We start from the raw sequence: 15,497 nt of genomic DNA, 5'->3' as shown, positions 1-15,497 counted from the left end.
GGACTTACTTTACGTCCCGAAGGGGCCTTAGCAATTCCGGTGAGACCTTGTACTGTTTCGTGCCGTTCTCGGCCAGGACGATCACGCTCTTGCGGTTGATCTTGGTGACGATCCCCATAGTCAAGCCAGTTCGGCTTTCGAAGGTCACCTTCAGCCCCACGTGCAGCCGACTCAGCGCCTGCAGGTTTTCTTGATCTTGCAGTTCATCAATGCGCCGGCAGATCATTCGGTTCAGCTCCAATAGCTGATCGATGCTCATGTCTTCAATGCGCATGGAGGGTGCCCTTTGGCTGTGCGGTCTGTCGATCAGAATGGCGCGGATCGATCAGCGAGCGTAACGGATTATCGGCGAACCGGGTCTTCCAGAGCCGAGGCGTCAGGTCAGCGACCTTGCTGGCCGGGTGCTGACTGATGCGCTGCAGCACGTCCACCAGATAGGTGTACGGGTTGATGTCGTGCAGTTTGCACGTAGTGATCAGGCTCTGGATGATGCCCACGTGTTCCGCGCCGAGTTCAGTCCAGCAGAACAGCCAGTTCTTGCGTCCCATGGGAATGGGGCGCAGGGCCCGTTCCAGGTGGTTGGTGTCTGGCTGGACGTCTGGGTCTTCCAGGAAGACGGTCAGGCTGGCTTCACGGCTGAGCACGTAGTTCAGTGCTTTGGTCAATAAATCACTGGGCAGCAGACCGCCCTGTGCCAGTTGATCCCGGCACCATTGGAAGAAGTCGCTGACCACCGGCTTTGAGTGGAGCAGCCGGTACTGGCGTTTCTTTTCGCCGGTCAGTTGCTGGACGCGGATCTCTTCTTCGTTGGTGTATAGCTTGGCAATCTGCTGAAGGGCTTCGGTGGCAGTTATCGGGTGGTCCTTCTGCGCCTCAATGAAGTAACGACGACTGTGCACCCAGCACTGCGCGTGGATGATGTTCTGCTGTGCGGCGGCATAGCGGGCATAAGCAGCATAGCCGTCACTGATCAGAGTTCCGCTGAACTGTTCGTTCAGTACCTGCTCGATATGGGCTCGGCCTCGACTGTTCGAGTAAGTGAACACCACTTCATCGGCATCGCCGTATAACGGCCAGAACCAGCCGGATTTCATCTTGCCTTTTTGTGGGCCTGCCCGACCCTGGTGGCCAGCTTTAATCGGCGTCTCATCCATCGCCAACACCCGGCTGCGCAGAACATTGTCGGTCTGGGCATCCACGATCGGCCGCAGCAGATCAATAGATCGCTTGATCAGATTGGTGAGGTGCTGCGGCTGAGGGTAATACCCGCTTGCTGGATGCGTTGGTGTTGGCGATACAGCGGTAGGTGAAACTGGAACTTGTCGACCATCAGACCCGCCAACAAGCTGACGTCGGCCAGGCTGTTGTCCAGTACGTTGGACGGGGCCGGCGTGGTCACGGGCTTGTCGCTGCCCTTGCGCCGAAATACGGGGCGTTCCACTTGCAACACCACGTAACTGGACGTCCGCTGGGCCAGCCGATAGGTCGTTTTGGTGCCAAGGATGTCGTACTGGTCGGCGTCGGGGCCGCTTAGCTCCGGCGGCAGGTGTTCAACAACTTCCACTGGCACGTCCGCTGTAAAACGCAGACCCGTATCGTTCAGGCAGTCGTCGTCCCGCTGTTTCTTTCCGGTGCCTCGCTGATAAGCCCGAACCGGGCGTTTCTCCGCATCGAGAGGCTTCTCCGGGCTAGCCGCATCATTCGATTGGAACAGGCCGCCCTGCTCCGGGAGGTCATACACCTGCTTCTCGGACTTGGGGCCGAACAGCTGCTTCTTGAACCAGTCCAACTGCCGCTGCATGACCTGTAGCTGCTCACGCAACAGGGCATTCTCCTCGGCCAGTACCGAGTAGGAAGGGGCGTTGGAATAGGACGCGGAAGCCATTGAATTCATGGCCGATATTATACCGGAACACAACCCGCTACGTGCCCCGAAAACGCTTGAACTGACGGTACTTTTGCACCTCGATACCGTCAATCAGCAACTGGAGATCAGTCAGGTTTAAGGGGCGCTGTCCCGAAGAAGACGGCCGTACCCGGAACTGCCCCTGCTCCAGTCGCTTGGCCCACAGGCAGTAGCCCGTGGGCGTGAAATACAACATCTTCATTTGGGTCTTGCGACGGTTAACGAAGACAAAATACTGCCCGCTGAGCGGATCTTGCTTGAGTTGATTGCGGACCAGAGCGCTCAGCCCCGGAAGGATTTACGCATATCCGTGGGCTCGGTGCACAGCCAGATCCGGGCCTGGCTATCCAGACCGATCATCTGATCTGGCTCAGCCTTAGCTCAACACCATTACCCAGGCTCAGCACGATATTCCAGCCGCTTCCGGGAGAGGCCGAGTCATCCATCAGCGATGACAGATCCAGGAAGCTGGCATAACCAGAATCCGCAGCCTCACCGACCGGCTGACTCAACAGGCGCTTGCGCCAACTACAGAAGCTGGCATAACCGAGTTTGTGCTCCTTGCAGAACTGCGTGGCCGACAGGCCGCTGTCACGCTGCTGACCGATTAGGACTTGCCACTGTTCTGCGGTGCGGTGTTTTCTCATGGAAATAACCTCGCGTTGTTGAATGCGAGGTCACTCTAGGGCGGAAGTCAGCGGGATGGCAGGATGTCTTGGAATGAACGCTTACTTGCCGCCAGCACGCTGGATGGCGCCACTCAAGCGCTGCCGCTCAGTCCCCCTGCACGGTGACGCTGGCGGTCATCCCGGCGCTCAGGTGGACATCCGCCGGCACCTGGTCGAGGCGGATGCGCACCGGAATGCGCTGCGCCAGGCGCACCCAGTTGAAGGTCGGTTCGACATTGGCCAGCAACTGGCCGTCCGGCGTCGAGTTGCGGTCGGTGATACCGCTGCTGATGCTCTCCACCGTGCCGTCGATCGGCTGGTCGCCGCTCATCAGGCGGACCTGGGCGCGCATGCCGACGCGGATGCCGGGCAGCTTGGTTTCCTCGAAATAGGCGACCACATAGAAGGATTGCTGGTCGACCAGTGCCATCACCGCCTGGCCCGCCGTGGCGTAGTTGCCCTGGGCCAGGCGCAGGTTGGTGACCTGGCCGTTGCGCGCGGCGCGCAGCTCGCTGCGCTTGAGGTTGAGTTCGGCGATCTTCACCTGGGCCAGCGCCTCCTGGTACTCGCTGCGAGCGATGGCGGCATTGATCTGGGCGTTTTCCTTGTCCTCGGCGCTGATCGCGCCGATGCCCAGGCGGCTACGCCGGGCCGCCTCGTTCTGGCGCAACAGGTATTGCTGGTGACGGGTCTCGGCGACGGCGCGGGCCTGCTCCAGGTTGGCCTGGTAGCGTTCCTGGTCGATGCGCATCAGCACGTCGCCGACCTTGACCATCTGGTTGTCCTTGACCTCCAGGTCGGTCACCCAGCCGGACACGTCCGGCGCCACCACCACCACGTCGGCCCGCACCCGGGCATCGCGGGTCCAGGGCGAGAGCATGTAGTAGCGCCAGAGCCAGATGCCGGCGAGGACAGCGGCAACGACCACCAGCAGGGTGACGACGACGCGAAGCGATGCACGCATGCGAATCTCCTTCTCGGGGCGACGGATTCAGGTCGTGGCCGCCCAGGTAATGCCACTCAACATCAAAATGAACAGGGCGCAGTCGAACAGCGCCTCGTGCCAGACCCAGCGACGCAACGGCGTTTTCTGGATCAGCACCCGCAGCGCGGCGGTGGCCGCCAGCGCCAGCAGCGCATAGACGAACAGCGGGCTGAGGTAGACGCCGCCCCAGGCCGATTCATGCAGACTCATGGTTTTCCTCCTGATGGCACCACTGCTGCCAGGTGAACAGCAGTTGCGCCAAGGCCGCGCGCGCCAGGCGGCTGGCTTCGTCGTCGTGGCGAGCGTCACGCTCCAGGGCTTCGCGCAACGGCAGGCTGATCCGTTCCAGGCGGTCGCTGCGCGGATCCACGGGACCGGCCTCAAGCAGCTCGCCCAGTTCCCCGAGGAAGCGGTCGCGCGCCTTGCGCAGGACGCCACGGGCGCCTTCCAGGCAGGCCCGCAGGTGGATCAGTTCGTTACCCAGGTCGAGCGCCAGGAGGCCATCGTCCCAACGCCGCCGCTCCTGTTCCGGTAACAGGTTGGCGTGCCGCGCCAGGCGCAACAGGCGGTCGGCCATGCGCCCGCCGAACCAGTTCTCCGCCTGCGCCAACGGGCGCCGGGTGAGGCGGCCGAGATCCACGCAGGTGGCGTCCAGCAGGCGTCGGGTCAGCCAGCCCGGACGCAAGGTCAGCAAGCGGAAGATCACCACCGCGAAGCCGACTCCGATCAGCACGCCCTGGGCGGAATTCAGCAGGGTCGCGAGGTTGTAGTCCATCTGGTTGCGCGGCGCGACCAGGACGATGAAGTGGATCGCGAACGAGGTGGCGGTGCCGGCGGTGACCGGTACGGCCATGCCCAGGGTGGCGAAGAACAGCGGCACGCCCATCGCCAGGCAGAGCAGCGGGAAGCCATTCCACTGCGGCAGCAGCCACTGGCTGACCAGCATCGCCGCCGGGATCGCGTAGACGATGCCGCGCAGGAAGCTCAGGCCGATGGCCACCGCGTTGTCGCGGTTGGCGAACAGGCTGCACACCACCGCCGCCAGCAGCATCGCGCCGGACGCCGCCGGCCACGCGGTATAGATCCAGTAGACCGACAGCCCGAGCAATGCCAGGGCGCTACGCGCACCGTAGAACAGCGCCATCTGCAGGTCGCGGTGCCAGGACAGGGTGCCGGCGCTGCCCACCCGCCCCTCGACCTCGCCGCTGGCCACCGCGCGCATGCCCTTCTCGGCATTCACCGCCTTGAGCAGCAGCACCGAGCAGCGGGTCAGCAGGTAACGCTGGTCGTTGCTCCACTGCGGCTCGACCGCGACCTGCGCCAACTCCTCGCGCAGCGCCTGCATCGACGCCGGATCGGCCCCTTCCAGGGCGCTGGCCAGCGCGGCCAGCCAGCGCTCCACCTGGCGCTCTTCCTCCTCGCTCAGCCGCGCCCGTTGCCGGGCCACGCCGCGCGCGGTGCGCAACAGGCTGAGCAGGTCGCGCGAGAGCAACGCCAGGGCACCGGCCCGGCGCCGCCCGCGCTCGCCTTCGAACCAGGCATGGTCGCGCTGCGCATCGACCTCGACGATCTTGCTCAGCGCGTTGAGCAGTCCCTGCGGCTGCCGCTGGCGCGGGTCGATCTCGCCGCGCGCGGCCTGCATGCCCAGCAGCCAGGTGGCGTGGGCCTGCTTGTCGAGGTTCTGCTCGACCCGCTGCGGCCAGAGGATCGCACTGACCGCCGAGGCGCAGATGATCCCCAGGCAGATCTCGGTACAACGCGCCACCGCCTGCTCGAAGACCAGCAGCGGCTGGTCCACCGCCGGCAGGCCAATGATCGCCACCGTATAGCCGGAGAGTACGAAGGCATAGGAAACGTGGTTGCGCAGGGAGGTCGAGGCCGCCGTGCAGAGCCCCAGCCAGAGCGAGATGGCCAGCAGGAACAACCACGGCGCCTGGGCGAACAGCGCGATCATCAGCACCGACATCGCGGTGCCGACCAGGGTGCCGAGCAGGCGGAACAAGCCCTTCGCCACCACCATGCCGGACAACGGCTGGGACACGATCAGCACGGTCATCAGCGCCCATTGCGGCTGCTCCAGGTCGAAGCGAAAGGCGCACCACAACGCCAGGCCGCCGGCCAGGAGCGTCTTGATGGCGAACTTGAGCGCCAGCGTCGAGGGTGCCAGGAACGGCTTCCAGTGAATGGGCACAGTGTCTTCCGAAACGGGGTCTACATCAGCATAGATAGCCGGCGAACGCCGAGGCGATATGTGCAGCCTATATTATTAGGCTGCTAACAATATCGTCCAGCGACATTCGTAGTATCCCGATCGCTGCGCCGGTGTTTTTCCAGGCGCAAAAAAACGGGCGACCGAAGTCGCCCTAAGTGCCTTGCGTGCTCTGTGTATCCGGGAGGATCAGCCTTTGCGGCTATGGGAATCCTTCCAGATGAAGTAACCGACCCCACCGAAGAAAGCGACCATGAGGCCTACCGTAAGAATCCCTGCGAGAACCACTTCGTCGATGAACATGTTGATGGCCTCCAGTTGCCGGTTGGGTGTTGCTCGATGGGCTCAGATTAGCGAGGCGCGGCGGCGCAATATTGACCTGGATCAATCGCCCGGACGGGCTTTTTCGGCCAGGTGCATGACACTGACCCAGGTCAAGTTTCGCAGGAGGGAGAATGCGGTCGGACGCCGCAGATAACCGGGAAAAACCTGCCCGATCGCCGCACGTTGCCCGCACGAATGCGCCACCGGCGAACGCGGCGGCGGAGGCTTCAGCGCTTCTTCGGCTTGCCTTTCGGCTTCTTCCGCGGCTTGCCCAGCGGCAACACCTGTTCGAAGGCCTTGCGGACCTCCTGCAGGCGCTTCTCGTGCACGTCGTGGATGCGCTTGTCGCGCTCGGCGCTGAGGTCGATCACCTTGTCGTCGTCGTTCATGGCTGGGGGTACACCAGGCGGAAGGTCAGGTTCAAACGGGGCATGCAGGAGCGGCGGGTCTTCGCCACCTGATGTTGCCAATGATGCTGGGTTGCGCCGCGCATGACCAGCAGGCTGCCATGGGTCAGTTCCAGGGAATGGGCGATGCGGGTCTGGCCCTTGCGCCGCAGGTCGAAGCGGCGGCTGCCGCCGAGACTGAGCGAGGCGACCAGCGGATCGCGGCGCAGCTCTGGCTCGTCGTCGCTGTGCCAGCCCATGGAGTCCTGGCCGTCGCGGTAGTAGTTCAGCAGCACGCCGTTGACCCGCTGGCCGACCTCGCGCTCCACGCGCTCGCGAATCTCGCCGAGCAACGCGGTCCATGGCAGAGGCCGGTGGACCTGGCCGGAATAGCGGTAGGCGGCTTCCGGGTCGCCGTACCAGGCCACCAGGCGCGGGGTCGGATGCTCCTCGCCATGGATGCGCAGGACCGGCTGTTCCCAGGGCGTTTCCTGTTCCAGGCGCAACAGCCAGGCGCTCGCCAGCGGCGCATCCAGCCAGTGCGGGAGATAGCGCAGGTCGGCGTCCGGCAGGGTCAGGGGAGCGTCGGCGAACAGGTCCATGGGCCGCAGGTTACTACGCCGCAAGGCCGCTGCTGAAGCCTGGAAAACCAGGGTTACACTTCGATGTCGATCAATTGTCCCTTGCGTGGCGGCTCGTCCGCCTGGGCGCTCTCCCCCGCCTCGTCAGCCGGCGCCTCGTCCCCCTCGTCGCTCCGCGCATGCGCCTCGCCGCCCTGGCGGCGCTGGCGACGGCGGTACTCCTCTTCCAGCCAGCTTTCCTCGTCGCGCTCCTGGCGCAAGGCGACGCCATCGCTGCCCGCGCCAGCCTGGGTCGGCGCGACCGGCGGCGTGGCCGGACGTGGCTTGGGCGGGTCCTGCTGGACGGTGACCGGGATCAGGCCCTGGGGGATCGGCGGAAGCATGCAGGCAACCTCTCTGGGTAGTGCCGCGTCATGGGTTCTCGCAGCGTGCCGGTTTGCGGCGTTCTTCTACAAGGGTTATCGGTCGACCCGCCGCTCGACTTGAGAACCAGCCGCCAGGCGGTAACTCCCGTACCGACGGACGGCTCTCCGACGAAGCCATGGCGCAACACGCAATCCATCGCCAAGCGTCGCTCAACGCCACGCGTTGCGGTACCATACCCGGCTTTTTTGGGAGGTGGACATGGCGCAGTATCAACCGGGGCAACGCTGGATCAGCGACAGTGAAGCGGAATTGGGCCTGGGGACCATCCTGGCCCAGGATGGCCGCCTGCTCACCGTGCTCTATCCGGCGACCGGCGATACCCGCCAATACGCCTTGCGCAATGCGCCGCTGACCCGCGTGCGCTTCGCCCCCGGCGATGAAGTGACGCACTTCGAAGGCTGGAAGATGACCGTTCGCGAGGTCGAGGAAAGCGAAGGCCTACTGGTGTACCACGGCCTCACCGCGCAGAACGAGCAGCGCACCCTGCCGGAAACCCAGCTCTCCAACTTCATCCAGTTCCGCCTCGCCAGCGACCGCCTGTTCGCCGGACAGATCGACCCCCTGCCCTGGTTCTCCCTGCGCTACCACACTCTCGAACGCCGCAGCCAACTGCTCCAGTCGTCGCTCTGGGGCCTCGGCGGCGCCCGCGCCCAGCCGATCGCCCACCAGTTGCACATCGCCCGCGAAGTCGCCGACCGCATGGCGCCGCGCGTCCTGCTGGCCGACGAGGTGGGCCTGGGCAAGACCATCGAGGCCGGCCTGATCATCCATCGCCAGTTGCTCTCCGGCCGCGCCGGGCGGGTGCTGATCCTGGTCCCGGAAAACCTCCAGCACCAGTGGCTGGTGGAGATGCGCCGGCGCTTCAACCTGCAGGTGGCCCTGTTCGACAAGGAGCGCTTCGCCGAAAGCGATGCCAGCAATCCCTTCGAGGACACCCAGTTGGCCCTGGTCGCCCTGGAGTGGCTGAAGGAAGACGAACGCGCCCAGGACGCCCTGTTCGCCGCCGGCTGGGACCTGCTGGTGGTCGACGAAGCCCACCACCTGGTCTGGCACCAGGACCAGGTCAGCGCCGAATACGCGCTGGTCGAGCAACTGGCGGAGATCATTCCCGGTGTCCTGCTGCTCACCGCGACCCCGGAGCAACTCGGCCAGGACAGCCACTTCGCGCGCCTGCGCCTGCTCGACCCGAATCGTTTCCACGACCTCGAAGCATTCCGCCGGGAGAGCGAGCAATATCGCCCGGTCGCCGAAGCGGTACAGGAACTGCTCGACCACGGCAGTCTTTCCGCCGACGCGCGCAAGGCCATCCACGGCTTCCTCGGCAGCGAGGGCGACGAGCTGCTGGCCAGCGTCGAGGGCGGCGATGAAGAAGCTCGCTCGCGCCTGGTCCGCGAGCTGCTCGACCGCCACGGCACCGGCCGCGTGCTGTTCCGCAACACCCGTGCTGCCGTGCAGGGCTTCCCCCAGCGCGAGTTGCACGCCTATCCGTTGCCGATGCCGAGCCAGTACGAGGAATTGCCGGCCGGCGAACACCCGGACCTGTATCCGGAAGTGAATTTCCAGCAGCAGTGGGAAGACGGCGACGACAACAACCGCTGGTGGCGCTTCGACCCGCGCGTCGAGTGGCTGATCGATACCCTGAAGATGCTCAAGCAGTTCAAGGTCCTGGTCATCTGTGCCCACGCCGAGACCGCCCTCGACCTGGAAGACGCCCTGCGCCTGCGTTCGGGCATCTCCGCCACGGTGTTCCACGAAGGCATGAGCATTCTCGAGCGCGACCGCGCCGCCGCCTACTTCGCCGACGAAGAGTTCGGCGCCCAGGTGCTGATCTGCTCGGAAATCGGCAGCGAAGGCCGCAACTTCCAGTTCGCCCACCACCTGGTGCTGTTCGACCTGCCGGCCCACCCGGACCTGCTCGAGCAGCGCATCGGCCGCCTCGACCGGATCGGCCAGCGACACACCATCCAACTGCACGTACCGCACCTGGAGAACAGCGCCCAGCAGCGTCTGTTCCAGTGGTACCACCAGGCGCTGAACGCCTTCCTCAATACCTGTCCCACCGGCAACGCCCTGCAGCACGAGTTCGGCCCGCGCCTGCTGCCGCTGCTCGACGGCGGCGAGGACAAGGCCTGGGACGCGCTGCTCGCCGAAGGCCGCGCCCGTCGCGAAGCTCTCGAAGCGGAGCTGCACAGCGGTCGCGACCGCCTGCTGGAGCTGAACTCCGGCGGTGCCGGCGAAGGCGAGGCGCTGGTGGAGGCCATCGAGGAACAGGACGACGACTTCGCCCTGCCGATCTACATGGAGCGCCTGTTCGACGCCTACGGCATTCACAGCGAAGACCATTCGGAAAATGCCCTGATCCTCAAGCCGAGCGAGAAGATGCTCGACGCCGGCTTCCCCCTCGGCGACGACGAAGGCGTGACCATCACCTACGACCGTGCCCAGGCGCTGGCCCGCGAGGACATGCAGTTCCTCACCTGGGAACATCCGATGGTTCAGGGCGGCATGGACCTGGTGCTGTCCGGCTCGATGGGCAACACCTCGGTGGCGCTGATCAAGAACAAGGCGCTGAAGCCCGGCACCGTGCTGCTCGAACTCCTGTTCGTCAGCGAGGCCGTGGCACCGCGCGCCCTCCAGCTCGGCCGCTGGCTGCCGCCGCAGGCCCTGCGCTGCCTGCTCGACGCCAACGGCAACGACCTGGCCGGCCGGGTGTCCCTGGAAACCCTCAACGACCAGTTGGAAAGCGTGCCACGGGTCAGTGCCAACAAGTTCGTCCAGGCCCAGCGCGATGTGCTGGCCAAGCAGTTCGACGTGGCCGAGGGCAAGATCGTCCCGCGCCACGAGGAACGCGTGGCCAGAGCCAAGCAGCAGTTCGCCGCCGCGATGGACGAGGAACTGGCGCGCCTGACCGCGCTCAAGGCGGTCAACCCGAGCGTCCGCGACAGCGAGCTGGACAGCCTGCGCAGCCAACGCGAGGAAGGCCTGGCCCTGCTCGACAAGGCATCCCTGCGCCTCGAGGCGATCCGCATCCTGGTCGCCGGCTGACGTCCGGCAACGGCTGCGCGAGACGGGAAGCCATGGGGGATGCCCATGGCTTCCTTCATTTCATTTCCAGCGAAGGCCGCAACGGTGGCTAGCCGCGCGGCGACCGTTCGCCCCGCTCCTCCGACACCCGCCGGGCCGCAAGGCGGGCGTCGCAGCGGAATCGCGACGGTCGCCCTGCGACTTATTGACCTCCGGCAAAGGTCCGCAGGCCGCGAGGGTCTACAGTGTCCTTGAAGTTTCAAGAACGCCCGGCGGGCGGACACTCACTCTGGAGGGACACCCTATGTACGATCGCATTCTGGTAGCCGTGGACGGCAGCCCGGTCTCCGACCGCGCCCTGGAAGAGGCCATCAAGCTGGCCGGCCTCAGCGGCGGCAAGCTGCGCGTCATCACCATCGTCGACAGCCCGCTGCGCCACCTTCCCGACTACGCGGTGTACTACAACCCCGAACCGCTGCGCGAAGCCGCGCTGAAAGCCGCCGATGACGTCCTGGCCAAGGCCCGCGAGAAGGTCGAGGCGAGCAACGTCGAAGGCGCCACCTTCGATCGCGTCTGCCAGGAGCGCGCCAGCGAGGAAATCGCCGAGCGCATCGAACTCGAGGCCCAGGCCAGCGATGCCGACGTGGTGGTCATGGGTACCCATGGTCGTCGCGGCATGCGCCGCCTGATGCTCGGTAGCGTGGCGGAAGGCCTGATCCGCGTGGCTTCGCGTCCGGTCCTGCTGGTCCGCGACAAATAAGGCGAAAGCCGACGAAAAAGGCCGTGGGGGGAATCCTCCACGGCCTTTTTTTCTTTCAGCCCCCGTCGCTCACTGGGCTGCCCTGGGCGCGCGGCAACTGGCGAAGATGTCCAGCGCCGGCTGGTACAGCGAAGTCTGTACGTCCAGCAGGCCGAGCACCGAGTGGAACAGGTTGTCGTGGCTCAGGTCCTTGTCGTCGCGCTTGCCGTCCAGGCAACTGCGCTGGATTCCCCAGTTGCCCAGCGCCTGCGGGGCGAACCACATGACCATCGGCACGTGGATCTGCGCCTGGGGCGCGATCGAATAGGGCGCCGCGTGCAGGTAGACGCCATTCTCGCCCAGCGACTCGCCGTGGTCGGAGACGTAGATCATCGCCGTGTCGCGCTTGTCGGCATTCCGCTTGAGCAATTCGATCACCTTCGTCAGGAAGTGGTCGGTATAGAGGATGGTGTTGTCGTAGACGTTCACCAGCTCTTCCTTGCTGCAACTGCCGAGCTGGTTGGTCCGGCATACCGGCTGGAAGCGCTCCATCTCCTTCGGGTAGCGCTCGTAGTACTCGGGACCGTGGCTGCCATCGGAGTGCAGGACGATGATGGCGTCGTCCTGCAACCCGTCGATGTACTCCTGCAGGCCTACCAGCAACGACTCGTCCAGGCAGTTCTTGCCGTCGCAGAACGGACTCGGCTGGGTCTTCGGGATGTCCCGGTTGGGCACCCGCAGGCAGGTGCCCTTGCAGTCGCTGTTGTTCTCCAGCCACAGCACCTGCACGCCGGCACGCTGGAGAATGTCCAGCAGGCCTTCGTGGGTCTTGGCCTTCTTGTCGCTGTAGTCCTCGCGCGGGTACTGGGAGAACATGCAGGGCACCGAGACCGCGGTGGAAGTGCCGCAGGAACGGACCTGGGTGAAGTTGACGATGTCCTGCTTGCGCAGCTCCGGGTTGGTCTCGCGGGCGTAGCCGTTCAGCGAGAAATGGTCGGCACGGGCGGTCTCGCCGACCACGAACACCAGCAGCGATTTCTTCTGTCGCTGCAGCGCAGCCGGCGCCTGGCGGGCGTCCAGGCCGATCGGCTCGACCACCAGGTGCTCCTTGATCACAAGGCGCTGCTTGGCGTACTTGCCCACCGCGTAGATGTAGTTGGTCGGGTTGATGAAGTGGGTCAGCTTGTCTTCCTCGCGGAAGATCGGCGCGTAGGTGGAATAGAAGCTGCCTACCATTACCGCGACGATCAGCAGGCAGCCGAGCAGCGTCAGGATCTTGTTCAGCAGGCCGCGGAAGAACGGCCGGTAGCGTACCGGCCAGAGCCAGATCAGCAGCGAAGGCAGGACACCGAGCAGCAGCAGATAGCCGAGCAGGGTCGGGTTGACCAGGTCGCCGGCCTCGGTGGCGTTGGTCTCGAAGACGTTCTGCACCATCACCGTGTCGATGCTGATGCCGTAGCTGCCCATGAAGTAGGTCGCGCCGGCCGAGCACAGGGCGACCAGGGTCAGGGCCGGCTTGAGCAGCGGGCGGAAGGAAACCAGGGTCAGCAGGAGCGTGAAGGCGGCCCACAGGAACGCCGCGAACGAGGCGAAGAACGCGAAGCCCTTCAAGCCTTGCAGCGGCACCAGCCCATGCAGGGCCTTCCAGGTCGCCGCGTTGTAGAACACCACCAGAACCAGCGCGAACAGCATCACCAGCCGGGTCGAACCGATAGCCGGCAAGAAACGCTTGATACCCCCACCCATTGACGCAACTCCTGAAACGTAACGGACCGCCGCCACCCCCCGTGGCGGGGCGCCCGAACTCTATCGGGCGCCTGGTCAAAATTTCGTGAAGCCTCGCGAGCCCTCGCGGGCGCAGCGATCATGCCCATGGCGATGGAGCCGGAACAAGCTCAGCTATGCCTTTTTCCCTGGGAAAATGCCGAAACCGGCCGTATGTCGGCGGCCAGCGACTTCCTTCCGTGCCGACCTTGCAGGCGGCTCCCGCTATCTATACTGGAAGCACAATGCCACCCCCAGCCCGCGCCGTCCGCGGGTTTTCCGTGTCCAGGGAGACACCGCTATGGATTGGCAAGGCCTGCGCTTCCTCGGAGAGTCTCCCGTCGACGGCTACGTGCTGCAGAACTGCACCTATTCGCCGTCGCTGGTAGCGCTCGCCTTCCTCGTCGCCTGCCTCGCCGGGTACACGGCGCTGGACATGGTCGAGCGGGTCGGCAACAGCCTGAACCACCCGCGCCGTTGGCAATGGGTCGGGGCGTTCTGCCTGGGCAGCGGCATCTGGGCCACGCATTTCGTCGCCATGCTCGCGTTCCACGCGCCGATCGCCCTGCGCTACGACCTGCCGATCACCGGCCTGTCGCTGCTGATCGCCGTCGCCGCCTCGTACCTGGCGATGTACATGACCGCCCGCCCACGCTTCGGCCTGCTGCCCTGCCTGCTCGCCGCCTGCTGCATCGGCCTGGGCATCGCCACCATGCACTACACCGGGATGGCGGCGATGCGCTCGGTGGCCACCCAGTACTACCAGCCATCGCTGTTCGCCCTTTCGGTACTGATCGCCATCGGCGCCGCCTTCACCGCCCTCGCCGCGGTCCCCTACCTGCGCGGCCGGCGCAGCGCGCGCTACCGCTACATGAAACTGATCGCCAGCCTGCTGCTGGCCGGCGCCATCGCCGCCATGCATTTCACCGGGATGGCCGCGCTGGTGCTCAGCGTACCCGCCGGCACGCCGCTGGAACTGCAAGCCAGCACCGACTCGCTGCGCCTGGGCTGGCTCACCGGAGTGCTCGCCAGCGCGATCGCCGCCTGCGGCATCTGGGCCGCATGGTCGGAGAAACAACGGGAGCGCCGGCTCAGCGAAAACAGCCGGGTCAACGCCCTGCTCAACCAGCTCGACCACGCCCACGCCTCGCTGCGCCAGATGGCGCGCTACGACAGCCTGACCGGCCTGCAGAACCGCACGGCATTCAACGAAGTGTTCGTCCAGCACCTGGAGAACTGTCGCCTGAGAGGCAAGGGGCTGGCGGTGATGTTCCTCGACCTTGATCACTTCAAGCGGATCAACGATTCCCTCGGCCACGACTCCGGCGACCAACTGCTGAAGATCGTCTCCGAACGTATCCGCAGCGTGTTGCGCGATAGCGACGTGGTGGCACGCTTCGCCGGCGACGAGTTCTGCGTGCTCGCCGACCTCGCCCAGGACCACGAGGCGCACATCCTCTCGCAACGCCTGATGCAGAAGATGAAGGAACCCATCGCCCTGGACGGGCGCACCCTGGTGATGACCGCCAGCGTCGGCGTCAGCCTCTACCCGAACGACGGCGAGCAGTGCGAGGAGCTGCTGAAGAACGCCGGCCTGGCCCTGCACCAGTCCAAGGCCTGCGGGCGCAACAACGCGCAGTTCTTCAGCCGGCAACTGCTGGTGCGGGCGACCCAGGAACTGCAGATGGAGGAGGAACTGCGCCAGGCCCTGCGCGACGACCAACTGGAGCTGCACTACCAGCCGATCCTCGCCCTCGCCGACGGCGAGGTACACCAGTTGGAGGCATTGGTGCGCTGGCGCCATCCGACCCAGGGCCTGCTCGGTCCGGACCGCTTCATCGGCCTGGCCGAAGCCAACGGCATGATCGACCAGCTCGACGACTGGGTGCTGCGACGCGCCTGCCGCGACCTGCGCAGCCTGCACCTGGCCGGCCACGAACGGCTGCGGGTGGCTGTCAACTGCTGCGCCAGCAATCTCGGCCGGGCCAGCCTGGTCGACGAAGTCCGCCATGCGCTGGAGCAGGCCGGGCTGGCGGCGTGCTTCCTCGAACTGGAGGTGACCGAGGACGCGCTGATGTACAACATCGACCAGACCATCCCGCTGCTCGAACGCCTCCGCGAGCTGGGCGTCAGCCTGTCGATCGACGACTTCGGCACCGGCTATTCGTCGCTCGCCTACCTGCGGCGCCTGCCGCTGGACGCGCTGAAGGTGGATCGCTCTTTCATCATGGACATCCCCGCCTCGCAGCGGGACATGGAAATCGCCCAGGCGATCATCGCGATGGCCCAGAAGCTCCATCTGAAAGTCGTCGCCGAGGGCGTGGAAACCCCGCAGCAACTGGCGTTCCTGCGGGAGAACCATTGCGAGCTGGTGCAGGGCTACCTGTTCAGCCGGCCGCTGCCGCTGGCGGCCCTGGAAGAGTTCCTCCGCGCCTACCGCTTCGACGCCGCGCCGCCGCTGCGCAGCCTGAACCAGGCCTGAGGT

At 65.4% G+C, this 15,497-nt stretch carries 14 protein-coding genes and 1 pseudogene; 3 read left to right on the top strand and 12 right to left on the bottom strand.

What is annotated here, in order from left to right:
* Nucleotides 1-4: 4 nt before the first annotated feature.
* The 11 genes and pseudogenes from LE197_RS02035 to LE197_RS01990 all read right to left on the bottom strand — a co-directional run bounded on the left by LE197_RS02035 (nucleotide 5) and on the right by LE197_RS01990 (nucleotide 7,442).
* Nucleotides 5-274, bottom strand: coding sequence for a hypothetical protein (locus tag LE197_RS02035; RefSeq protein ID WP_003458515.1), 270 nt, complete (start codon nucleotides 272-274; stop codon nucleotides 5-7).
* Nucleotides 264-1,894 (bottom strand): annotated as a pseudogene (tnpC, locus tag LE197_RS02030) (IS66 family transposase). Before tnpC ends, LE197_RS02035 begins: the two are co-directional and overlap by 11 nt.
* A 28-nt stretch (nucleotides 1,895-1,922) precedes the next feature.
* A complete protein-coding gene (tnpB, locus tag LE197_RS37230) occupies nucleotides 1,923-2,183 on the bottom strand; it encodes an IS66 family insertion sequence element accessory protein TnpB (RefSeq protein WP_226034097.1) in 261 nt (86 codons plus the stop codon).
* Nucleotides 2,184-2,262: 79 nt separating this feature from the next.
* Nucleotides 2,263-2,553, bottom strand: coding sequence for an IS66 family insertion sequence element accessory protein TnpA (gene tnpA, locus LE197_RS02020; RefSeq protein ID WP_004423344.1), 291 nt, complete (start codon nucleotides 2,551-2,553; stop codon nucleotides 2,263-2,265).
* Nucleotides 2,554-2,680: 127 nt separating this feature from the next.
* Nucleotides 2,681-3,538, bottom strand: coding sequence for an HlyD family secretion protein (locus LE197_RS02015; protein ID WP_033968619.1), 858 nt, complete (start codon nucleotides 3,536-3,538; stop codon nucleotides 2,681-2,683).
* A 27-nt stretch (nucleotides 3,539-3,565) separates the two neighbouring features.
* Nucleotides 3,566-3,769, bottom strand: a complete 204-nt coding sequence (locus tag LE197_RS02010) for a DUF1656 domain-containing protein (protein ID WP_003091655.1) — start codon at nucleotides 3,767-3,769, stop codon at nucleotides 3,566-3,568.
* Nucleotides 3,756-5,750 carry an FUSC family protein gene (locus LE197_RS02005; protein WP_057388510.1) on the bottom strand — a complete coding sequence of 665 codons (1,995 nt, stop codon included), beginning with the start codon at nucleotides 5,748-5,750 and terminating at the stop codon, nucleotides 3,756-3,758. The genes LE197_RS02010 and LE197_RS02005 overlap by 14 nt, the downstream gene beginning before the upstream one ends.
* Nucleotides 5,751-5,957: 207 nt before the next feature.
* Nucleotides 5,958-6,071, bottom strand: coding sequence for a cytochrome c oxidase subunit CcoM (ccoM, locus tag LE197_RS37015; protein ID WP_003091657.1), 114 nt, complete (start codon nucleotides 6,069-6,071; stop codon nucleotides 5,958-5,960).
* Nucleotides 6,072-6,319: 248 nt separating this feature from the next.
* Nucleotides 6,320-6,481, bottom strand: a complete 162-nt coding sequence (locus LE197_RS02000) for a hypothetical protein (RefSeq protein ID WP_003091659.1) — start codon at nucleotides 6,479-6,481, stop codon at nucleotides 6,320-6,322.
* Nucleotides 6,478-7,080 (bottom strand): alpha-ketoglutarate-dependent dioxygenase AlkB family protein, encoded by a 603-nt coding sequence (locus LE197_RS01995; RefSeq protein ID WP_057388509.1) that lies wholly within the window; start codon nucleotides 7,078-7,080, stop codon nucleotides 6,478-6,480. Before LE197_RS01995 ends, LE197_RS02000 begins: the two co-directional genes overlap by 4 nt.
* Before the next feature lie 53 nt (nucleotides 7,081-7,133).
* Entirely contained in the window at nucleotides 7,134-7,442 is a 309-nt protein-coding gene (locus tag LE197_RS01990; protein ID WP_003122428.1) for a hypothetical protein, read from the bottom strand.
* Between the two features lie 235 nt (nucleotides 7,443-7,677).
* Between LE197_RS01990 and rapA the strand changes: the two genes are divergently transcribed.
* Together rapA and LE197_RS01980 are read left to right on the top strand one after the other, a co-directional pair.
* Nucleotides 7,678-10,530, top strand: a complete 2,853-nt coding sequence (gene rapA / locus LE197_RS01985) for an RNA polymerase-associated protein RapA (protein WP_371915126.1) — start codon at nucleotides 7,678-7,680, stop codon at nucleotides 10,528-10,530.
* 283 nt (nucleotides 10,531-10,813) lie between these two features.
* Nucleotides 10,814-11,269: a universal stress protein gene (locus tag LE197_RS01980; RefSeq protein WP_003091672.1), complete on the top strand. Its 456-nt coding sequence runs from the start codon at nucleotides 10,814-10,816 to the stop codon at nucleotides 11,267-11,269.
* A gap of 69 nt (nucleotides 11,270-11,338) precedes the next feature.
* On the opposite strand, the gene LE197_RS01975 is transcribed toward LE197_RS01980, so the two are convergent.
* Nucleotides 11,339-12,994: a phosphoethanolamine transferase gene (locus LE197_RS01975; RefSeq protein ID WP_059309701.1), complete on the bottom strand. Its 1,656-nt coding sequence runs from the start codon at nucleotides 12,992-12,994 to the stop codon at nucleotides 11,339-11,341.
* A gap of 319 nt (nucleotides 12,995-13,313) precedes the next feature.
* On the opposite strand from LE197_RS01975, the gene LE197_RS01970 reads away from it, so the two are divergent.
* A complete protein-coding gene (locus tag LE197_RS01970; protein WP_033968614.1) occupies nucleotides 13,314-15,494 on the top strand; it encodes a putative bifunctional diguanylate cyclase/phosphodiesterase in 2,181 nt (726 codons plus the stop codon).
* Nucleotides 15,495-15,497: the final 3 nt, after the last annotated feature.

It is taken from the genome of Pseudomonas sp. PS1(2021) (assembly GCF_020405165.1).
GTDB lineage: Bacteria > Pseudomonadota > Gammaproteobacteria > Pseudomonadales > Pseudomonadaceae > Pseudomonas > Pseudomonas aeruginosa.
Note: the sequence above shows the minus strand (reverse complement) of the source record. Positions and strands in the feature narration are given on the sequence as shown.